We start from the raw sequence: 19,145 nt of genomic DNA, 5'->3' as shown, positions 1-19,145 counted from the left end.
AGCCTTCCGATGGAATACCGCAAGCTCGGCCGTACCGACCTCAACGTCAGCGCACTGTGCCTGGGTACCATGACCTGGGGTGAGCAGAACGTCCAGGATGAGGCCTTCGAGCAGATCGCCCTGGCCAAGGCCGCCGGCATCAACTTCATCGACACCGCCGAAATGTACCCGGTGCCGCCGCGCCCGGAGACCTACGCGGCGACCGAACGCATCATCGGCAACTGGTTCGCTGCCAATGGCGGCCGTGACGACTGGATTCTCGCCAGCAAGGTCGCTGGCCCCGGCAACGGCATCAGCCATATCCGCGACGGCCAGCTCAAGCACAACCGCCAGCACATCGTCGCCGCGCTGGACGAAAGCCTCAAGCGCCTGCAGACCGACCGCATCGACCTCTACCAGCTGCACTGGCCGGAGCGTTCGACCAACTTCTTCGGCAAGCTGGGCTACCAGCACCTGCCCAACGACCTGTTCACGCCGCTGGAGGAAACGCTGGAGGTGCTCGACGAGCAAGTGCGCGCCGGCAAGATCCGCCACATCGGCCTGTCCAACGAAACGCCATGGGGCACCATGAAGTTCCTGCACCTGGCCGAAAGCCGCGGCTGGCCACGGGCAGTGTCGATCCAGAACCCGTACAACCTGCTCAATCGCAGCTTCGAGGTGGGCCTGGCGGAAGTGGCGATCCGCGAGCAGTGCGGCCTGCTGGCTTATTCGCCACTGGCCTTCGGCATGCTGTCGGGCAAGTACGAGAACGGCGCGCGCCCGGAAAAGGCACGCCTGACCTTGTTCAGCCGCTTCGCCCGCTACTCCAACCCGCAGACCGTGGCCGCCTGCAGCCGCTACGTGCAGTTGGCCCGCGAGCATGGCCTGGATCCGGCGCAGATGGCCCTGGCATTCGTCACCCGCCAGCCGTTCGTGACCAGCAACATCATCGGGGCGACCGATCTCAAGCAATTGCAGAGCAACCTGGACAGCGCCAACCTGGTGCTGAGTGACGAACTGTTGGCGGCGATCGAGGCACTGCACCAGCAGCAGCCAAACCCGGCGCCCTGAGCGTGATCATGTACTGCCCTCTTCGCGAGCAAGCCCGCTCCCACAAGGTTCATCACAGGCCTTGTGGGAGCGGGCTTGCCCGCGAAGAGGGCAGCGCATTTCTTCGGGGTAGACACAATCGCCAAAAAATAAGACGATCCAGCCGGTGATTGACCACTCTACCCTATAAGAACAATGACAATGATGTTTACCCAACCCTCCGCGTCGTTGCGGCGCGTCAGCATCCTGGCCATTGATAAAGTGTTCGCTTCGACACTGATGCAGGCCAAGGACTTCTTCCACCTGGCCAGCCTGCGTTACAGCAAGCAACTGGGCCTGGGGCTGCAATCGATGTTCGAGATTCACCTGGTGAGCCCTGACGGCCAGCCGGTGGACAGCTTCAGCGACGTTCAACTCCCCGTGGACAGTGGCCTGGGTGACGCCGATGTGATCATCCTCCCGGCGTTCTGGGACGACTTCGACAACCTGCTCGCCCGCTACCCGCAAGTGCTCCCCTGGCTGCGTGAGCAGCACGCCCGTGGCGCCGTGCTGTGCGGCGAAGCCAGCGGCGTGTTCTGGCTCGCCGAGTCAGGCCTGCTCGACGGCAAGGAGGCGACCACCTACTGGCGCTTCTTCAACAGCTTCGCCGAACGCTTCCCCACCATCCGCCTGAATCAGGACAAGCACCTGACCGACGCCGACAACCTGTACTGCGCCGGCGGCACCACCTCGGCCTGCGACCTGTACATCTACCTGATCGAGCGTTTCTGCGGCGCCAACGTCGCCCGGGCGGTGGCTCGCGATATCCTCTACGAAGTGCAGCGCAACTACACGCCAGGGCGCATGGGCTTCGGCGGGCAGAAGCTGCACCAGGACCTGATCATCCTGCAGATCCAGCACTGGCTGGAGGAGCACTTCGCCGACAAGTTCCGCTTCGAGGACGTGGCGCGCAACCATGGCATGAGCATCCGCAATTTCATGCGCCGCTTCCAGAGCGCGACCGGGGACAAGCCACTGCACTACCTGCAGCGCCTGCGTATCGAGACCGCCAAGGGCCTGCTCTCGAGCACCCGCAAGAGCATCAAGACCATCAGTTATGAGGTGGGGTACGACGACGCGAGCTTCTTCGCCCGGCTGTTCCGCCAGCACACCGAACTGTCGCCGAACCAGTATCGGCAGCAGTTCATGCAGGAGGCCTGAGAACACCAACCACCCGTGGCAGGTGCGGGACAAGCCCGCGCCTGCCAGGGCACAGGTACGGCTTCAGGGCTTGTGCGCGCGAGCCAGGAACTCGTGAGACTGCATTTCCAGCAGTCGGCTGAGCGTACGCTGGAACTCGAAGCTCAGGCGCCCGCCGGTGTACAGGTCCTTGAGCTCGACTTCGGCCGAAATGATCAGCTTGACGTTGCGATCATAGAACTCGTCGACCATGTTGATGAAGCGGCGGGCGATGTCGTCGGTGGTGACGCCCATCTGCTCGACGTTGCTCAGCAGCACGGCATGGAAGATCTTGCCCAACTCGATGTAGTCGTTCTGGCTGCGTGGCCCATCGCACAAGGCGCGGAAGTCGAACCAGGCGACGTCGTCACAGGTGCGCAACGCGTGGATCTCGCGATTCTCGATCATCAGCACGTCGTTCTCGACCGCCTGGGTGCAATCGGGGGTCAGGGCCTTGAAACTGGCGCGCAGACTCTCGTGGGCGGCTTCGTTGAGCGGGAAGTGGAACAGCTCGGCCTGCTCCAGGTGGCGCAAGCGATAGTCAACGCCACTGTCGACGTTCACCACATCGGTGTACTGCTTGATCATGGCGATGGCCGGGAGGAAGCGCGCACGCTGCAGGCCGTCCTTGTACAGGCCGTCCGGCACGATGTTGGAGGTGGCCACCAAAGAGACGCCGTTCTTGAACAGCTCTTCCATCAAGGTGCCGAGGATCATGGCGTCGGTGATGTCGGACACGAAGAACTCATCGAAGCAGATCACCTTGGCTTCCTGGGAGAAGCGCTTGGCGATGATGGTCAGCGGGTTCTTCTCACCCTTGAGGGTTTTCATTTCCTCGTGCACACGCTTCATGAAGCGGTGGAAGTGGGTGCGCATCTTCTCCTTGAACGGCAGCGCCTCGAAGAAGGTGTCGACCAGGTAGGTCTTGCCACGCCCTACCCCGCCCCAGAAATACAGGCCTTTGACCGGTGCCTGCTCCTTCTTGCCGAACAGCTTGCCGAACACGCCCGGCTTGTTGCTCTGCGCGGCGACCAGGTCGTCGTAAAGGCGCTGCAAGTGACGCACCGCCGTTTCCTGCGCCGCGTCATGGAAGAAATCGGGGCGTTTCAGATCTGCTTGATATCGTTCTAGGGGCGTCATGATTCGTTAGCGAGGCAACAAAAAACGGGCCGTCACTGTAGCGACCGGCCCGCTTAATGGCAATCAGTCTGTAGGAGCGGGCTTGCCCGCGAACACCGGCATGGCCGGTGCCATGCAACGCGGCGCCTGCTTCGCGGGCAAGTCGGAGCGCCGAACCGCCGCTCCTACAGGTCCCTGTTTCAGTCCTGCTGGGGCGCCAACGCCTCACGCAGGCTCAGCACCGCCGCATCACGGGCGCTTGCATCGGCGAACTGCGGGCCTTCGGCCACCTGCTCGCCATCGAGCCACAGGCTGAAGCCCAGGCCATCTACACGCACATCCGCCTCGCCACCCTGCTGCAGTTGCTTGCTCACCGCGCCTGCACTCTTGCCGTCGGCGAAGCTGCGCGACAGCAACAATTGCTCGCCATCGGCGGCCAGGAGGCGGAAGCGGAAGCTGCCGTCTTCCTCGCGGAAGCTGACGAAGCGCGCGCTCTTGGCAGCCTTCTTCTTCACTTCGGCGTTGACCTGGACGCTGCTGCGGAAGGAGCGCAGGCCCACCGACTCACGCAACTGCTCGAGGAACGGCGTGGCGATCTTGCGGGCCTTGGCTGCGCCGGCCAGGAGGATGTCTTCCAGGTCCGACGGACGCGAGATCAGTTGATGGTAGTGCTCGCGCTTCTCGGCCAACTGGCCGTCGAGCAACTGGAACAGGCGGCTCTTCGCCTCGCCCCAGCCCAGGCCCTGCAGCAACTCTTCGCGGAACTCGCCAGCTTGTGCGGCGCTGGCGAAGGCCTGGTACAGGGTGAACAGGTGGGAGTTGTCCGGATCCTTCGCCTCGCCTGGCGCACGCGAGTCGGTGACGATGCGCGAGATGGCGTCCTTCATGTCCTTGGCGCTGGTGAACAGCGGGATGGTGTTGTCGTAGCTTTTGGACATCTTGCGACCGTCCAGGCCTGGAAGCGTGGCCACGCTTTCCTCGATCACCGCCTCGGGCAGAACGAAGAACTCCTTGCCCTGGCCGAACAGGTGGTTGAAGCGCTGGCCGATGTCACGGGCCATTTCAACGTGCTGGATCTGGTCACGACCGACCGGAACCTTGTGTGCGTTGAACATCAGGATGTCAGCGGCCATCAGCACCGGGTAGCTGTACAGGCCCATGGACACGCCGGCATCCGGGTCTTCGCCGCTTTCCAGGTTCTTGTCGACCGAGGCCTTGTAGGCGTGGGCGCGATTGAGCAGGCCCTTGGCCGCCACGCAGGTCAACAGCCAGGTCAGCTCGGGAATTTCAGGAATGTCGGACTGGCGGTAGAAGGTGACCTTGTCCGGGTCCAGGCCGCCGGCCAGCCAAGTGGCGGCGATTTCCAGGCGCGAGCGCTGGATGCGCAGCGGGTCGTCGCACTTGATCAGGGCGTGGTAGTCGGCCAGGAAGTAGAACGAGTCGGCACCGGGCTGCTGGCTGGCGAGGATCGCCGGACGGATGGCGCCGGCGTAGTTGCCCAGGTGCGGGGTGCCGGTGGTGGTGATACCGGTGAGAATGCGCGTGGTCATGGGTGATCGCTTATTCAGGCTTGGCTCAGTTCGAAAGACGCGGCAGCACCAGATCCTTCAGATCGGTCAGCTTGCCATGGAAGAAGTGTCCGCATTCTGCCACTTTCAGCAGCTCATGGGGGCGCGTCAGTGCGTCGGACCATTCATAGACCAACGCAGGGTCGACCACCTCGTCGGTGTCAGGCTGGACCACGGTGAGGGCGCAGCGCTCGGGCAGCGGGAAGTCGGCGGTCAGGCGCATCACCGCCGGGGCAATCATGAACAGATGTTGCAACTCGCTCCCGGCGCGTTCCAGCCGCCCGGCCAGGCTGGCGGCGACGAAGCCCCCGAACGAAAAGCCCATCAGTACCAGCGCCAGCTCAGGATGTGTGGCGCGCAGCCAGGCCGCGGCGGCCTCGGCATCGGCCACTTCGCCAGCGCCCATGTCGTGGCTGCCGGCGCTCTGGCCGACGCCACGGTAGTTGAAGCGCAGGGTGCTGTAGCCCGCATCACGAGCCGTGCGCTGCAGCGTCGAGACCACCTTGTTGAGCATGGTGCCACCCTGGACCGGGTTGGGGTGGCAGATCAGCACCACGCCGCGGGCATCGGCCACGTCCAGGTACAAGGCTTCCAGCGGGCCACTGGGGCCATCGATGAACATGGGGGTTTCGCGGACAAGCAAGGCACTACTCCGTGACCTCGTGGGGGGTCGATTCGTCTAGAGGAGGAATTCTGTTCTGATTTGCGATCGCTCGCGGTATACAGCGCAGGTCTGAGCCGTTAACGTAAAGCAAAGCCGTTTATAGAGGAAGGACTCGTGGAACACTCGCTCCTTGTTTGGTTGCTGCCGACCCTGGCACTGGTCGTTGGTGTCGTCGTCGGTTTCGCCCTGGCCCGCCTTCTCCCCAACGCGGCTCCCAGCAGTACGCAACGCCAGCTGGACGACATCCAGCAGCGTTTCGACAACTACCAGAACGAAGTGGTCACCCACTTCAACAGCACGGCTTCTCTGGTCAAGAAACTGACCCAGAGCTACCAGGATGTGCAGGATCACCTGGCTGACGGGGCCAATCGCCTGGCCCTGGACGAGCTGACCCGCCAGCGCCTGCTCGCGTCGTTGCACTCCGAAGCCGCACAAGGTCCGCGCGATCGCCTGACACCGCCGAAGGATACCGCCGAAGTCCCACGCGACTACGCGCCCAAGGCGCCGAACTCGCCGGGCATGCTCGACGAGAGCTACGGCCTCAAGCGCTGACCCAGCAAGCATGACGAAGGCCGCGTAAAGCGGCCTTTTTTGTGCCCGTGAAAAGTGGCCATCACTTAACTCAAACACGGCTCCCGAGGGCCTGCCCAAGATCCGCCAGCAGGTCGTCGACATCCTCCAGGCCCACCGACAACCGCACCAACCCCTCGGAGATCCCATGCTGCGCTCGTTCCTCGGGCGTGTAGCTCGAATGGGTCATGCTCGCCGGGTGCTGCGCCAATGACTCGGCATCCCCCAGGCTCACCGCGCGACTGAACAACTGCAACGCGTTCATGAAGCGTCGCCCCGCCTGGATGCCGCCCTTGAGTTCGAAGGCAATCATCCCGCCCGGCAAACGCATCTGCCGCTGCGCCAGTCCGAACTGCGCAAAGCTCGGCAGGCCCGGGTAATGAATCAGCTCGACCTGTGGATGACGCTCCAGGAACTGCGCCACGCGCAGGGCATTGCTGCAATGGCGGTCCATGCGCAGGGCCAGGGTTTTCATACCACGCATCAGCAGCGATGCATCGTGCGGCGAAAGCACGGCGCCGGTCATGTCCTTCAAGCCTTCCAGGCGAATCCGGTCGATCAGCGCCTTGCGCCCCACCACCAGCCCGGCGGTGATATCGCCGTGGCCACTGAGGTACTTGGTCGCCGAATGCACCACCAGGTCCGCGCCTAGCTCCAGCGGGCGTTGCAGATAGGGGGTGCAATAGGTGTTGTCGATCACCACCAGCAGGTCATGCCGGCGCGCCACACCCACCACGGCGGCGATGTCCACCAGGTGCATGTTGGGGTTGGCCGGGGTCTCGAAATAGATCATCCGCGTGCTGGCAGTGATCGCCGCCTCGAGCGCGACCGGATCGTTCAGGTCAACATGCCGCACCTTCACGCCGAACTCGCCGATGCCATGGTGCAGGAAAGCAAAAGTGCAACCGTACAAGGTGTCGCCGACGATCAGCTCATCCCCCGGGCGCAGCAGGGTCCACATCGTCGAGGTGATGGCACCCATGCCCGAGGCCAGGGCCAGCCCCGCCTCGCCGCCCTCCAGCGACGCCATGCGCTGCTCCAGCAGGGCCAGGGTCGGGTTGGAGATCCGACTATAGAAATGTCCGCCCTGCTCTCCGGCAAAGCAGGCCGCGCCATACTCGACGCTTTCGAAAGCGTAGGTCGCGGTCTGGTAGACCGGCGGCACCAGCGCGCCACCATGGGACTGCGGGTCGTAGCCATGGTGAATGGCCCGCGTGGAAAAACCGGTCTTATCGACGGCAGCGCGCATGACAACAGCCTCCTTGTTGTTTGTTCTAAGCTTATGCCTTGGCACCCCGGATTTTTTTCCAAATTGCCCCGTGAACATCGGCAGTTCTGGAACAAAAACAACAATCAGACCGAAAAAAGGGCAAACCATGCCAGCCCCTCTGGACCGAACCGACCGCGCCCTGCTCGGCGCCCTGCAGGACAACGCCCGCCTCACCGTCGCCGAACTCGCCGACCAGGTTGCCCTGACCACTTCGCCTTGCTGGCGGCGGGTCAAGCTGCTGGAAGAAGGCGGCTATATCACCGGCTACCAGGCCATCCTTTCACCCAAGTCTCTGGGCTTTGGCGTCACAGCGTTCGTCAGCATCATGATGGAATCGCACAACAAGGACGCTGCCCGCGCCTTCGAGAAGCGCCTGATGGAAATCCCGGAAATCGTCGCCTGCCACAACATCTCGGGGCGCTACGACTTTCTCCTGGAGGTCCTCGCGCGGGACCTGGAGTCTTTCGGCGAATTCGCCCGCGAAGTGCTGCAGACACTGCCCGGGGTGAAGGAGATCTATTCGAGTTTTTCGTACAAGGCGGTGAAGGAAAGGCGGGTGATTCCGGTGGGGGAGAAGCATATCTAGGCGTCTTGCACAGGGTGCCAGCCCTGGACGACACCAGTAGCGGAGTTTTCTGACTCGGCACAAGAAAACAACCCGCGCAGAACTCGGCAATCGGAATCTATTCCCTGGCTGACCAAGCGTTGATCATGGGGCACCTCACCCTGTCGTGCACAAGGAGCCCGAACGACATGGCCACGCCCATCCCCACTCACATCGCCCAAAAACTCGCCGGACAACATTTCACAAGCTTCGACCAATTCTCCAGCACCTTCTGGATGACCATCGCCGAAGACCCGATACTCTCGAAGCAATTCGTCGAATCGCAGTTGAACCGGATCAAGAAAGGCTGGGCGCCTCGCGCGCCCTTCGGAGAAACGGCCAGAGGCTTGCGCTCCTACCAGATCTGCCATCTTTTGCCACCAGCGCTCAGCGCAGTGGTGTACGACATGGACAACATGCGAATCATGAGCGCCCTGCAATATGCGCTGTCCTCGGAGGTCGAGGAATGATCACCTTCAGGCAGCAGTTGAGCGACTACGCACCTGACGAGTTCGAATCGTTGGTCGAAGTGCTGATCACCGCACAAGGTTCGGCAAGTTTCCAGGATGGGTTGCTGGAGCACTTCATCGACATCACCGCTCACCCGCAGGGGTCAGACCTCATCTATCACCCTGAATCAGGCACAAGCGAGTCGGCGAAGTGCATCGTGCAAAAGGTGATGACGTGGCGGCAGGACAATGGGCTGGCCTGAACGGGTCTGGCCCTCAACAGAAAACCCCGCCGAAGCGGGGTTTCTGGTGCAGCATCGGGCGTCAGATCGCGCCGCGCTGGCGCAGCACATCCAGCACTTGCTTCACGCCTTCCTCGACGCTGGTGCTCTGGGTGTCGATCACCAGGTCAGCATCCAGCGGCACGTCGAACGGGAAGCTTTCACCCGGGATGTTGTCGCCACCGGCGGCATACAGGCCCTGTGGGTCACGCTCGCGGCACGCCAGCGGCGAAGCCTGAACGTAGACGGTCACCAGGCGCTCCTTGCCGATCAGCGCCTTGGCCTGCTCGCGGCCTTCGGCATCCGGGGCGACGAAGGCGGCCAGGGTCAGCAGGCCGGCTTCGTTGAACTGGCGCGCCACATGGGCGGCACGACGCCAGTTCTCGGTGCGACCTGCGCGATCCTGCGGCAAGCCCTTGTTCAGGTCATGGCGCAGGTTCTGGCCGTCGAGCACATAGACCGCACGGCCCATGTCGAACAGCTTGCGCTCCACGGCATAGGCCAGGGTGCTCTTGCCGGCGCCCGACAGGCCACTGAACAGCACGGTGGCCGGCTGCTGGCCGAAGCGCAGGGCGCGCTCCTCGGTGGAGACGTGGGCGAGCTTGCCATGCTGGCCAGTGCTGCCGTGCGGCAGCACCGGCGGGGCGATGATCATGCCGGCGCCCACGGTGCCGTTGGTCAGCCGATCGATGACGATGAACGCACCGGTGGTGCGGTTGCTGTCGTAGCCGTCCAGGGCAATGGCGGCGTCCAGCGACACCTTGACCCGGCCGATCTCGTTCAGTTGCAGCGCGCTGGCGGCGCCCTGCTCCAGGGTGTTCACATCGACCTTGTGGGTAATGCTGGCAATCGAGCCCGGCACGTAGCTGGTGGCGCGCTTGATGTCGTACTTCTTGCCCGGAAGCATCGGCTCCTCGGCCATCCACACCAGCATGGCGTCGAACTGGTCGGCCACCTGCGGGACATTGTCGGCATGCACCAGCAGGTCACCACGGGAGATGTCGATCTCGTCTTCCATAGTCAGGGTCACGGCCTGGCCTGGGCCTGCGTTCTCCAGCTCGCCCTCGTAGGTGACGATGGACTTGACCCGGCTGCTCTTGCCCGACGGCAGCACCACAATGTCGTCGCCCTTGTGCACCACGCCACTGGCGATGGTGCCGGCGAAGCCACGGAAGTTCAGGTTCGGACGATTGACGTACTGCACCGGGAAACGCAGATCGGTGACGTTGCGGTCAGCCGAAACCTCGACGGTCTCGAGGATCTCCATCAGTGCCGGGCCCGTGTACCACGGCGAGCGCTCGCTGCGGTTGACCACGTTGTCGCCCTTGAGCGCCGACATCGGCACGAAGTGCAGGCTCGACGGTTTTAGGTCGATGGCGTCGGCGAACTTCAGGTAGTCGGCCTTGATCGACTCGAAGACCTGCTCGTCGAAGCCTTTGAGGTCCATCTTGTTGATCGCGACCACGATGTGCTTGATGCCCAGCAGCGAGGCGATGTAGCTGTGGCGGCGGGTCTGGGTCTGCACGCCGTAGCGGGCATCGACCAGGATGATCGCCAGGTCGCAGGTCGAGGCGCCGGTGGCCATGTTGCGGGTGTACTGCTCGTGGCCCGGGGTGTCGGCGATGATGAACTTGCGCTTGGCGGTGGAGAAGTAGCGGTAGGCGACATCGATGGTGATGCCCTGCTCGCGTTCGGCCTGCAGGCCATCGACCAGCAGCGCCAGGTCGACTTCTTCACCGGTAGTGCCGGACTTCTTCGAGTCGCGGGTGATGGCCTCGAGGTGGTCCTCGTAGATCATCTTCGAATCGTGCAGCAGGCGCCCGATCAGGGTGCTCTTGCCGTCATCCACGTTGCCGCAGGTGAGGAAACGCAGCAGTTCTTTGCGCTCGTGCTGAGCCAGATAAGCGAGGATGTCTTCGCTGATCAAATCGGATTGGTGCGACATGGAGTAACCCTGAAGTTAGAAGTAGCCCTGACGTTTCTTGTCTTCCATGGAGCCGGCGCCATCGTGGTCGATGACTCGGCCCTGACGCTCGGAAGTACGAGTCAGAAGCATTTCCTGAATGATGTCGGTCAGCGTTTCGGCTTCGGACTCGACAGCGCCCGTCAACGGGTAGCAGCCCAGGGTACGGAAACGCACCTTCTTCTTGACGATACGTGCCTTTTCCTCGGCGCTGAGGTGCTCGAGGATGCGATCGTCGTCGATCATGATCAGGGTGCCGTTCTTCTCGATGACTTCACGCTCGGCAGCGAAGTACAGCGGCACGATCGGGATGCCTTCGAGGTAGATGTACTGCCAGATGTCCAGCTCGGTCCAGTTCGACAGCGGGAAGACGCGGATCGACTCGCCCTTGTTGACCTTGCCGTTGTAGACGTTCCACAGCTCCGGACGCTGGTTCTTCGGGTCCCAGCGGTGCTTGCTGTCGCGGAACGAGTAGACGCGCTCCTTGGCCCGCGACTTCTCTTCATCGCGGCGCGCGCCACCGAACGCGGCGTCGAAACCATGCTTGTCGAGCGCCTGCTTCAGGCCCTGGGTCTTCATGATGTCGGTGTGCTTGGAGCTACCGTGGGTGAAGGGGTTGATCCCTTGCGCCACACCCTCGGGGTTGACGTGGGTGATCAGCTCCAGCCCCATTTCCTCGACCATCTTGTCGCGGAAGCGGTACATCTCCTGGAATTTCCACTGGGTGTCGACGTGCATCACCGGGAACGGCAGCTTGCCCGGGAAGAAGGCCTTGCGCGCCAGGTGCAGCATCACGGCGGAGTCCTTGCCGATCGAGTACAGCATCACCGGGTTGTCGAACTCGGCGGCCACCTCGCGGATGATGTGGATGCTCTCCGCCTCCAGCTGTTTCAAGTGCGTCAGTTTGTCGACCATGGCTACTCACGAAAAACGATCTTATGGACGGCCAGCGGGCCGTGTTCGAGCGAGCCACTTTATCACAGCGCCTGATTCTATTTAGGAGGACTGCTAGATCGAAACGGTCTAATGATATGACTGGGGGTTTGAGGACCCTGTCGCGGGCTGAGCCTGCTACAGGGCCCCGCCCGACTAGATTGGATTCGGGCAATCGATGAACAGGTGCTCCAGGGCAAAGCGCTTGGCCAGGTAGTCGCCCAGCGCCTGCACCCCGTAGCGTTCGGTGGCATGGTGCCCCGCAGCGATGAAGCTGATGCCGTTCTCGCGCGCACTGTGGTAGGTCTGCTCGGAGGCCTCTCCGCTGATGAACAGGTCGACACCCGCGGCGATGGCGTTGTCGATATAGCCCTGGCCGCCACCGGTGCACCACCCCACCCGGCGAATCGTCCCCTCGCCCTCGACTACGAGCGGCTCGCGGCCCATGACTTCGCGCACGCGGCGGGCGAAATCGCCGGCCGACATGGGCTCGGCGAGGGAGCCGATCAGGCCGACCACTCGAGGGTTTTCGGGATCGAGCGGGCCTTCGACGGTGATGTCGAGCTGGCGCGCCAGCTGCACGTTATTGCCCACCTCAGGGTGCACGTCCAGCGGCAGGTGGAACGCCAGGAGGCTGATGTCATGCTTGAGCAGGGTCTTGATGCGCCGCTGCTTGATCCCGGTGATGCATGGGCTCTCGCCCTTCCAGAAGTAGCCGTGGTGGACCAGCACCAGGTCGGCCTCGGCTTCGACTGCAGCGTCGAGCAAGGCCTGGCTGGCCGTGACGCCCGTGACGATACGACTGACCTGCGGACGCCCCTCGACCTGCAGGCCGTTGGGGCAATAATCCTGGATCTTGGCACTGGACAGGTAGCGCTCGGCTTCCTCGACCAGGGTGCTCAGGGCGACGGCCATGGAAAAATCTCCTTGTAATTCGGTGCTTCAACGGGCGCCAGGCCTCGTATACTGAGCGCCATTATGGGCCGTCGCCGGGTTCGGGGAAACCGGCGCCCCGACTTGTCCGCGAAAGCTGCACCGCAATCCATACCATCGCCGATCACCGAGGTGTATGATCGCGCGCGTTTGCGCCACGGCCCTCGCCCTATTTCCAGGATTCATTCGATGCTCAAGGCTTTGCGTTACTTTGGCTGGCCCCTGCTCACCGGCGTACTGATCGCCGCACTGATCATCCAGCGTTTCCCGGAATGGGTCGGCCTGCCCAGCCAGGACGTCAACCTGCAACAGGCACCGCAGACTTCGCGGATCATGCAGGGCCCGGTCAGCTATGCCGACGCCGTCACCCTGGCGGCGCCCGCCGTCGCCAACCTGTACACCACCAAAGTGGTCAACAAGAGCGCCCATCCGCTGTTCGAAGACCCGCAGTTCCGCCGTTTCTTCGGCGACAACCTGCCCAAGCAGCGACGCTGGGAATCGAGCCTGGGCTCGGCGGTGATCATGAGCCCCGAAGGCTACCTGCTGACCAACAACCACGTGACCAGCGGTGCCGACCAGATCGTGGTAGCGCTCAAGGATGGCCGCGAGACCCTGGCCCGGGTCATCGGCAGCGACCCGGAAACCGACCTCGCGGTGCTGAAGATCGACCTTAAGAACCTGCCCGCCATCACCATCGGCCGCTCCGACAACATCCACATCGGCGATGTCTGCCTGGCCATCGGCAACCCCTTCGGTGTCGGCCAGACCGTGACCATGGGCATCATCAGCGCCACCGGCCGCAACCAGCTGGGGCTGAACAACTACGAAGACTTCATCCAGACCGACGCGGCCATCAACCCGGGCAACTCCGGCGGTGCGCTGGTCGACGCCAACGGCAATCTGATCGGCATCAACACCGCGATCTTCTCCAAATCCGGTGGTTCGCAGGGCATCGGTTTCGCCATTCCCGCCAAGTTGGCGCTGGAGGTGATGAAGTCGATCGTCGAACATGGCCAGGTGATTCGAGGCTGGCTGGGCATCGAGGTGCAGCCATTGAGCGAGGAATTGGCCGAGTCGTTCGGCATGCAGGGGCGTCCGGGTATCGTGGTCGCCGGCATTTTCCGCGACGGCCCGGCCCAGCGTGCGGGGCTGCAACTGGGTGACGTAATCATGAGCATCAATGGCGAGCCGGCCGGCGATGGTCGCAAGTCGATGAACCAGGTGGCGCGGATCAAACCGAGCGAGAAGATCAGCATCGAAGTGATGCGCAATGGCAAGCAACTGAAGTTGATTGCCGAGGTGGGCCTGCGGCCGCCACCAGCGCCAGTGGCGACCAAAGAAGAAAAGTAACAGCAACATGGGGCCGCTTTGCGGCCCCAGTCATATCAGTGCAGGATCTGGCTCAGGAACAACTTGGTCCGGTCACTGCGCGGCCGGTCGAAGAAGTCATCCGGCGAGGCCTGCTCGACGATCTCCCCCTTGTCCATGAAGATCACCCGGTTCGCCACGGTGCGGGCAAAGCCCATCTCGTGGGTCACGCAGAGCATGGTCATGCCGTCTTCTGCCAGGCCGACCATGGTGTCGAGCACTTCCTTGACCATCTCCGGATCGAGTGCCGAAGTCGGCTCGTCGAACAGCATGATCTTGGGCTTCATGCACAGCGCGCGGGCAATGGCCACACGTTGCTGCTGGCCACCGGACAACTGCCCCGGGAACTTGTGCGCCTGCTCTGGAATACGCACACGCTCCAGGTAATGCATGGCGATTTCCTCGGCCTTGCGCTTGGGCATCTTGCGTACCCACATCGGTGCCAGGGTGCAGTTCTCGAGGATGGTCAGGTGCGGGAACAGGTTGAAGTGCTGGAACACCATGCCGACTTCACGACGGATCGCCTCGATCTGCTTGAGGTCGTTGGTCAACTCGACGCCATCGACGACGATGCGCCCCTGCTGGTGCTCTTCCAGCCGGTTCAGGCAACGGATGGTGGTGGACTTGCCCGAGCCGGACGGCCCGCACAGGACGATGCGCTCGCCCTGGCGTACGTTCAGGTTGATATCCTTGAGCACATGGAACTGGCCATACCACTTGTTCACGCCCTGCATCTGGATGATGCCTTCGGGGCCGGCGGGCTGCTTGATCGCTTCACTCATTTCGAAACTCCTAACGCTTGTGGCCAGTGTCCAGCTTGCGCTCCAGGTGCATGGAGTAGCGGGACATACCGAAACAGAAAATCCAGTAGACCAGGGCCGCGAATACGTAGCCCTCGGTCGCCATGCCAAGCCAGGCAGGGTCTGCCGTGGCTTGCCGGGTGCTGTTGAGCAGATCGAACAGGCCGATGATGATCACCAGGCTCGTGTCCTTGAACAGCGCGATGAAGGTGTTGACGATGCCGGGGATCACCAGCTTCAGGGCTTGCGGCAAGATCACCAGGCCCATGGCACGCCAATAGCCCAGCCCCATCGCCGCGGCTGCCTCGTACTGCCCCTTGGGAATCGCCTGCAGGCCGCCGCGAACCACCTCGGCGATGTAGGCCGACTCGAACAGGATCACGAAGATCATCGCCCGCAGCAGCTTGTCGAAGCTCGTGCCCTCGGGCATGAACAGCGGCAGCATCACCGACGACATGAACAGCACGGTAATCAGTGGAATGCCGCGCCAGAACTCGATGAAGGTCACCGAGACCGCCTTGACCACCGGCATACTCGAACGCCGACCGAGGGCCAGCAGAATGCCCAACGGCAAGGCCGCTGCGATGCCCACGGTGGCAATGACCAGGGTCAGCATCAGCCCGCCCCATTGCGAGGTCGGCACCAGCGTCAGGCCGAAGCTGCCGCCGTGCAACAGCAGGTAGGCGAGGATCGGATACAGCACCAGATAACCAATACCGTAGGGCACCTTGCGCGGGAAGCGGCGGATGAACAGCGGTGCCGCGGCGATCACGCCCAGCCACACGGTCAGGTCGACCCGCCAGCGCAACTCGCTCGGGTAATAGCCGTACATGAACTGGCCGATGCGTTGCTGGATGAACACCCAGCAAGCGCCGTCCTTGGTGCAGTCGGCGCGGGTCGTGCCCGTCCAGTTGGCGTCCAGGAACGCCCACTGCAACAGTGCTGGCACGATCAGCCAGACCAGGTAGACCGCGAACAGGGTCAGCAGCGTATTGATCCAGCTGGAAAACAGGTTGGCGCGCATCCACGCCAGCACGCCGACGGTCTTCACCGGTGGCGGCATATCGGGTTTGAAAACATGGGAAGTCATGCGCCTGTCCTCACCGCTCGATCAGCGCAATGCGCTTGTTGTACCAGTTCATCAGCAACGAGATGCTGATGCTGATCGTCAGATACACACCCATGGTGATCGCCATGACCTCGACCGACTGGCCGGTCTGGTTCAGCACCGTACCGGCAAACAGCGACACCAGTTCCGGATAGCCGATGACCGCCGCGAGCGACGAGTTCTTCGTCAGGTTCAGGTATTGGCTGGTCAGCGGCGGGATGATCACCCGCATCGCCTGCGGAATGATCACCTTGCGCAAGGTCGGACCTTCGCGCAGGCCCAGCGAACGGGCGGCTTCGGTCTGGCCATGGCTGACCGAGCGGATACCGGCGCGCACGATTTCGGCAATGAAGGCGGCGGTGTAGATCGACAGCGCCAGGGTCAGCGCGAGGAATTCGGGAATCAGCACCCAACCGCCGACGAAGTTGAAACCTTTGAGCTGCGGCACTTCCCACTGCAGCGGGTTGCCGAACAGCAACACGCAGACGCCGGGAATGCCAAAGAGCAGCGCCAGCCCCACCCAGAACTTGTGGAACGGCTGACCGGTTTCATCGAAGCGTTTGTTGGCGTAGCGCACCATCAGGGCGATTGCCACGACCGCCAGCAGCAGCGCCACGACGAACGGCCAGAAAGCTTCGCCGATGGAAGCGCCCGGCATGTTCACGCCACGGCTGCTGATGAAGAACAGGTCATCGATATTGATGCTGCCCCGTGGCCCCGGCAGCGCGGTGAATACCGCGAAGTACCAGAACAGGATCTGCAGCAGCGGTGGAATGTTACGGAAGGTCTCGACATACACCGCCGCCAGCTTGCTGATCACCCAGTTCGAGGATAACCGGGCAACGCCGACGACGAAGCCAAGCACGGTGGCGATGATGATGCCGATGACGCTTGCCAGCAGGGTATTGAGCAGGCCGACCAGCAACACCCGTGCATAGGTGTCGGCTTCGGTGTAGCCGATCAGGTGCTGGGCGATGCCGAAACCGGCACTGCGCTCGAGAAAGTCGAAGCCCGAGGTGATACCTCGGTGCTGCATGTTGGTCTGGGTGTTGTGGATGAGGTACCAGCCCAGGCCGATCACGACCACGACCGTGATGATCTGGAACAGCCACGCGCGCACACGTGGATCGCTCAGGGATAACCCTTTCCGTGCGCCGATATGATTTTGCATGAAATGCCCCGAAAAGAAGGGAGTCGAACGACCCGCGACGGCCGGGTGCCGTCGCGGGGGGCAGCCATCAGCGCACAGGCGGTGCGTACTGGATGCCGCCGTTGTTCCACAGGGCATTCAGGCCGCGGTCGATTTCCAGCGGGGTGCTCTTGCCCAGGTTCTTCTCGAACACTTCACCGTAGTTGCCCACTTGCTTGACGATCTGCACCACCCAGTCCTTGGGCAGCTTCAGGTCCTTGCCGTACTCGCCGTCGGCACCCAGCAGGCGAGCGACGTCGGGGTTCTTGGTGGATTTGGCTTCGGCCTCGACGTTCTTCGAGGTCACGCCTGCTTCTTCTGCGTTGAGCATGGCGTAGAGGGTCCACTTGACGATGCTGAACCACTCTTCGTCGCCTTTACGCACGACCGGGCCCAGGGGCTCCTTGGAAATGGTTTCCGGCAGCACCACGTACTCGGTCGGGGCAGCCAGCTTGGAGCGCTGTGCGTAGAGCTGCGACTTGTCGGAAGTCAGCACGTCGCAACGACCGGATTCCAGCGACTTGGCGCTCTCGTCGGAGGTGTCGAAGGTGATCGGGGTGTACTTCAGGCCATTGGCGCGGAAGTAGTCGGAGACGTTCAGCTCGGTGGTGGTACCGGCCTGGATGCAGATGGTCGCGCCATCGAGTTCCTTGGCGCTGGAAACGCCCAGCTTCTTGTTCACCAGGAAGCCTACGCCGTCGTAATAGGTGACACCGGCGAACACCAGGCCCATGCCAGCGTCACGCGAGCTGGTCCAGGTGGTGTTGCGCGACAGTAAGTCGACTTCGCCGGACTGCAGCGCGGTGAAGCGCTCCTTGGCGTTGAGCTGGCTGAACTTGACCTTGGTGGCGTCGCCGAACACGGCGGCAGCCACGGCGCGGCAGACGTCGGCGTCGATGCCGACGATCTTGCCCTGGGCGTCAGGGACGGAGAAGCCCGGGAGGCCGTCGCTCACGCCACACTGGACGAAGCCCTTCTTCTGTACCGCATCGAGCGTGGCGCCAGCCTGGGCGGCGCCCACGGTGCCCAGGGTGGCGGCAGCGGTCAGGACTGCCAGCGTGGTTTGCAACATCTTCATCAACAACCTCCAAATGCTCTTGTTGTACCGAGCCGGAATTGCACCGCACCCTTATGAGGCGCATCCGACCCTTGTTGGCTTGTTTTTGGGTCAATTGGCGCAATGGGCTGTTCTATGACAGCCTTCCATCCACGTGGGCGGGTGTTACCGTTCAGGTCCCCGTCCATCGCATCGGTACGAACGTAGCAAAGCGCGTACCATAGTTGCCGCCTTAAGCGTTTAAGCACGCGTCAAGGGGGTAAAGTTGTAGAGTTGCGACATCTTTTTATGGCACTAACCACCAGTGCCTTCTTTTTACGCACTCAATAAGTTCTTACGCACTTTTTCGGAGCAGTCATGACCAACCCGCTGATTCTCGAACCCCAGAAGACCGCCGACGCCTGTGTGATCTGGTTGCACGGTCTGGGGGCCGACCGTTACGACTTCCTACCGGTGGCCGAATTCATGCAGGAACGTCTGCCAAGTACCCGTTTCATCATGCCCCAGGCGCCAACCCGCCCCGTCACCATCAACGGCGGCTATGCCATGCCGAGCTGGTACGACATCAAGGCCATGACCCCAGCCCGGGCCATCGACGAGGCGCAGCTTGAAGAATCGGCCGACCAGGTCATCGCGCTGATCAAGGCCGAACAGGCCAAGGGCATCAACCTGTCGCGGATCATCCTCGCCGGATTTTCCCAGGGCGGCGCCGTGGTGCTGCACACCGCCTATATAAAGTGGCAGGAAGCGCTGGGCGGGGTGATCGCCCTGTCCACCTACGCCCCGACCTTCAACGAAGGCCATCAGCTCAGCGCCTGCCAGCAACGCACCCCGGCCCTGTGCCTGCACGGTGTGCACGATCCGGTGGTGATCCCGTCGATGGGCCGTACGGCCTTCGAGTATCTGAACACCTGGGGCGTCGCCGCACGCTGGCACGAATACCCCATGGAACACGAAGTGGTGGTCGAGGAACTGAGCGATATCCACGACTGGCTGGCCAAGCGCCTGCAGTAATCCGACGT

Annotated in this window: 19 protein-coding genes; 8 read left to right on the top strand and 11 right to left on the bottom strand. The window is 62.6% G+C overall.

What is annotated here, in order from left to right:
• Nucleotides 1-9: 9 nt before the first annotated feature.
• Both HU748_RS00205 and HU748_RS00200 read left to right on the top strand, forming a co-directional pair.
• Nucleotides 10-1,050: an NADP(H)-dependent aldo-keto reductase gene (locus HU748_RS00205; RefSeq protein WP_186718765.1), complete on the top strand. Its 1,041-nt coding sequence runs from the start codon at nucleotides 10-12 to the stop codon at nucleotides 1,048-1,050.
• Nucleotides 1,051-1,332: 282 nt separating this feature from the next.
• Nucleotides 1,333-2,229, top strand: a complete 897-nt coding sequence (locus tag HU748_RS00200; protein ID WP_172964850.1) for a GlxA family transcriptional regulator — start codon at nucleotides 1,333-1,335, stop codon at nucleotides 2,227-2,229.
• 63 nt (nucleotides 2,230-2,292) lie between these two features.
• On the opposite strand, the gene zapE is transcribed toward HU748_RS00200, so the two are convergent.
• The 3 genes from zapE to HU748_RS00185 all read right to left on the bottom strand — a co-directional run bounded on the left by zapE (nucleotide 2,293) and on the right by HU748_RS00185 (nucleotide 5,577).
• Nucleotides 2,293-3,387, bottom strand: coding sequence for a cell division protein ZapE (gene zapE / locus HU748_RS00195; protein WP_186718763.1), 1,095 nt, complete (start codon nucleotides 3,385-3,387; stop codon nucleotides 2,293-2,295).
• A gap of 179 nt (nucleotides 3,388-3,566) precedes the next feature.
• Nucleotides 3,567-4,916 (bottom strand): tryptophan--tRNA ligase, encoded by a 1,350-nt coding sequence (locus tag HU748_RS00190; RefSeq protein ID WP_186668073.1) that lies wholly within the window; start codon nucleotides 4,914-4,916, stop codon nucleotides 3,567-3,569.
• A 25-nt stretch (nucleotides 4,917-4,941) separates the two neighbouring features.
• Nucleotides 4,942-5,577, bottom strand: coding sequence for an alpha/beta fold hydrolase (locus HU748_RS00185; RefSeq protein WP_186718761.1), 636 nt, complete (start codon nucleotides 5,575-5,577; stop codon nucleotides 4,942-4,944).
• A gap of 135 nt (nucleotides 5,578-5,712) precedes the next feature.
• Here HU748_RS00185 and HU748_RS00180 point away from each other — a divergent pair, with 135 nt between their 5' ends.
• Nucleotides 5,713-6,150: a DUF1043 family protein gene (locus tag HU748_RS00180; protein ID WP_054893983.1), complete on the top strand. Its 438-nt coding sequence runs from the start codon at nucleotides 5,713-5,715 to the stop codon at nucleotides 6,148-6,150.
• Between the two features lie 70 nt (nucleotides 6,151-6,220).
• Here the strand turns inward: HU748_RS00180 and HU748_RS00175 are convergent, their stop codons facing one another.
• Nucleotides 6,221-7,417 (bottom strand): methionine gamma-lyase, encoded by a 1,197-nt coding sequence (locus tag HU748_RS00175; protein WP_186718759.1) that lies wholly within the window; start codon nucleotides 7,415-7,417, stop codon nucleotides 6,221-6,223.
• 127 nt (nucleotides 7,418-7,544) lie between these two features.
• On the opposite strand from HU748_RS00175, the gene HU748_RS00170 reads away from it, so the two are divergent.
• The 3 genes from HU748_RS00170 to HU748_RS00160 all read left to right on the top strand — a co-directional run bounded on the left by HU748_RS00170 (nucleotide 7,545) and on the right by HU748_RS00160 (nucleotide 8,754).
• Nucleotides 7,545-8,024, top strand: a complete 480-nt coding sequence (locus HU748_RS00170) for an Lrp/AsnC family transcriptional regulator (RefSeq protein WP_186718757.1) — start codon at nucleotides 7,545-7,547, stop codon at nucleotides 8,022-8,024.
• Nucleotides 8,025-8,191: 167 nt separating this feature from the next.
• Nucleotides 8,192-8,512, top strand: a complete 321-nt coding sequence (locus HU748_RS00165; RefSeq protein WP_186668087.1) for an S-type pyocin — start codon at nucleotides 8,192-8,194, stop codon at nucleotides 8,510-8,512.
• On the top strand, nucleotides 8,509-8,754 hold the full coding sequence (locus tag HU748_RS00160; RefSeq protein ID WP_186668089.1) for a bacteriocin immunity protein: 246 nt from the start codon (nucleotides 8,509-8,511) through the stop codon (nucleotides 8,752-8,754). Before HU748_RS00165 ends, HU748_RS00160 begins: the two co-directional genes overlap by 4 nt.
• Before the next feature lie 61 nt (nucleotides 8,755-8,815).
• Here HU748_RS00160 and cysN read toward each other — a convergent pair whose 3' ends face one another.
• The 3 genes from cysN to HU748_RS00145 all read right to left on the bottom strand — a co-directional run bounded on the left by cysN (nucleotide 8,816) and on the right by HU748_RS00145 (nucleotide 12,583).
• Nucleotides 8,816-10,717, bottom strand: coding sequence for a sulfate adenylyltransferase subunit CysN (gene cysN, locus HU748_RS00155; RefSeq protein WP_186711346.1), 1,902 nt, complete (start codon nucleotides 10,715-10,717; stop codon nucleotides 8,816-8,818).
• A 15-nt stretch (nucleotides 10,718-10,732) separates the two neighbouring features.
• Entirely contained in the window at nucleotides 10,733-11,650 is a 918-nt protein-coding gene (cysD, locus tag HU748_RS00150; protein ID WP_186668093.1) for a sulfate adenylyltransferase subunit CysD, read from the bottom strand.
• Nucleotides 11,651-11,824: 174 nt separating this feature from the next.
• Complete coding sequence (locus HU748_RS00145) at nucleotides 11,825-12,583, bottom strand: Nif3-like dinuclear metal center hexameric protein (RefSeq protein ID WP_186668101.1); 759 nt, start codon at nucleotides 12,581-12,583, stop codon at nucleotides 11,825-11,827.
• A gap of 207 nt (nucleotides 12,584-12,790) precedes the next feature.
• On the opposite strand from HU748_RS00145, the gene algW reads away from it, so the two are divergent.
• A complete protein-coding gene (gene algW, locus HU748_RS00140; protein ID WP_186668103.1) occupies nucleotides 12,791-13,951 on the top strand; it encodes a Do family serine endopeptidase AlgW in 1,161 nt (386 codons plus the stop codon).
• 35 nt (nucleotides 13,952-13,986) lie between these two features.
• On the opposite strand, the gene HU748_RS00135 is transcribed toward algW, so the two are convergent.
• The 4 genes from HU748_RS00135 to HU748_RS00120 form a co-directional block, all read right to left on the bottom strand.
• Nucleotides 13,987-14,751 (bottom strand): amino acid ABC transporter ATP-binding protein, encoded by a 765-nt coding sequence (locus tag HU748_RS00135; protein ID WP_054893975.1) that lies wholly within the window; start codon nucleotides 14,749-14,751, stop codon nucleotides 13,987-13,989.
• Nucleotides 14,752-14,761: 10 nt separating this feature from the next.
• Nucleotides 14,762-15,859, bottom strand: a complete 1,098-nt coding sequence (locus tag HU748_RS00130) for an amino acid ABC transporter permease (protein ID WP_186668105.1) — start codon at nucleotides 15,857-15,859, stop codon at nucleotides 14,762-14,764.
• Nucleotides 15,860-15,869: 10 nt separating this feature from the next.
• Nucleotides 15,870-17,048 carry an amino acid ABC transporter permease gene (locus HU748_RS00125; RefSeq protein ID WP_186668107.1) on the bottom strand — a complete coding sequence of 393 codons (1,179 nt, stop codon included), beginning with the start codon at nucleotides 17,046-17,048 and terminating at the stop codon, nucleotides 15,870-15,872.
• A gap of 67 nt (nucleotides 17,049-17,115) precedes the next feature.
• A complete protein-coding gene (locus HU748_RS00120) occupies nucleotides 17,116-18,144 on the bottom strand; it encodes an amino acid ABC transporter substrate-binding protein (protein ID WP_186718754.1) in 1,029 nt (342 codons plus the stop codon).
• A 336-nt stretch (nucleotides 18,145-18,480) separates the two neighbouring features.
• Here HU748_RS00120 and HU748_RS00115 point away from each other — a divergent pair, with 336 nt between their 5' ends.
• Nucleotides 18,481-19,137: an alpha/beta fold hydrolase gene (locus tag HU748_RS00115; RefSeq protein ID WP_186718752.1), complete on the top strand. Its 657-nt coding sequence runs from the start codon at nucleotides 18,481-18,483 to the stop codon at nucleotides 19,135-19,137.
• Nucleotides 19,138-19,145 lie beyond the last annotated feature (8 nt).

Source organism: Pseudomonas sp. RW3S2 (assembly GCF_014268955.1).
Lineage (GTDB): Bacteria > Pseudomonadota > Gammaproteobacteria > Pseudomonadales > Pseudomonadaceae > Aquipseudomonas > Aquipseudomonas wayambapalatensis.
Note: the sequence above shows the minus strand (reverse complement) of the source record. Positions and strands in the feature narration are given on the sequence as shown.